Origin of the sequence: Klebsiella sp. SWET4, from assembly GCF_024296565.1 — a bacterium.
Taxonomy (GTDB): Bacteria; Pseudomonadota; Gammaproteobacteria; order Enterobacterales; family Enterobacteriaceae; genus Klebsiella; species Klebsiella variicola.
Genome location: NZ_JANCOB010000059.1, coordinates 1 through 1,104, shown reverse-complemented (window position 1 = coordinate 1,104; position 1,104 = coordinate 1). Strand labels below are relative to the sequence as shown.

Here is a 1,104-nt window from a genome sequence, read left to right as displayed (position 1 = left end):
GCAGGTCGCCACCCGGAAGCTCGACGGCGACCTCGATCGTCGCCCGGGTCTTGACGGCCTGTTCGAGCTCGCGCTCGAGCCACGCGGCATCCGCGTTCTCGCTGTGGGCGGCGCGCAGTCGGGCGATGAGGGGCGCGTAGCGCTCGGTCGGCGGGACGGCCGCGACCGGTGCCGGGCTCGCGGTTCGGCGCCGCAGACGTTCGACATCGCCGCCCGCGTCGATCGCGGCGGCGGAGTAGCGGGCGTCGACGAGGGTCCAGAAGACGGCGTCGCGCGAGACGCGGGACACGAGCCGGTCTCCGTCGCGCACGAGGCCGACCGGTCGCACGGCCTGGTCGACGGCGATGGTGGCGAGCATCTGCGGATCGTCGGCGGAGACGACGGTGTGCCCCGACACGGGGTCGATTCCCACCCGCGCCACCGTGCGACGGTCGGCGGCCTCGTCGATCAGGTAGTCAAGCGGCTGCGGGATGCCGGTCAACGAGATGCCGGCGATGAATGCGCGGAGGCTCTCGGCCGTCTCGCCGGCGGCGACGGCGGCACGCAGCGTCTCGGCGCTGAACCGGTAGGTCGAGGCCTGCGCGCGCGTCTCGCGGTGGGCCATGGCGCGCAGGCGCAGCTCGACGGACGGCACCAGCGTGCCGGGCGCGATCACCGACAGATCGGCTTGCACATAGACCCGGTCGATCTCCGGGGCGAGATGCTGGGCGAGTGCGGCGACGTCGGCGGGAGCGCCGGCGCGCAGCGGCGCGGCCCACGCGGGCTCCGAGCCGTCGGCGGCGATCAGCCCCCATCGGGTGGCCTGCGAGACGAGGGACGCCGCGGCGGCGGGCCAGGCGGTGTCGCGCGGGTAGGCACCCGGCCACACCGTGGATGCCGCGTATCCGCCGTCGGGTGAGCGGATGCCGCGGGGCAGGGCCCGCGCGAACGCCTCCGCCACGCGCCGCCACCGGTCGACGGTGCCGAGTTCGAGCCATTCGGCGCCGTCGGGGGTCGCGAGCCATTCGCGGTCGACGGCCGTGAGGAGACCGGCCGTCGCGCCGAGCGCGACCAGGTCGTCGAGCTCGGCGGCGGCGGTGATCGCGCCCGCCTCGATGAGTCGCT

At 75.4% G+C, this 1,104-nt stretch carries 1 protein-coding gene; it reads right to left on the bottom strand.

The window, feature by feature from the left end; translation table 11 throughout:
- Positions 1-1,104: helicase-associated domain-containing protein (locus tag NKJ21_RS27505; protein WP_254733471.1), on the bottom strand; the 1,104-nt coding region annotated here is incomplete at both ends.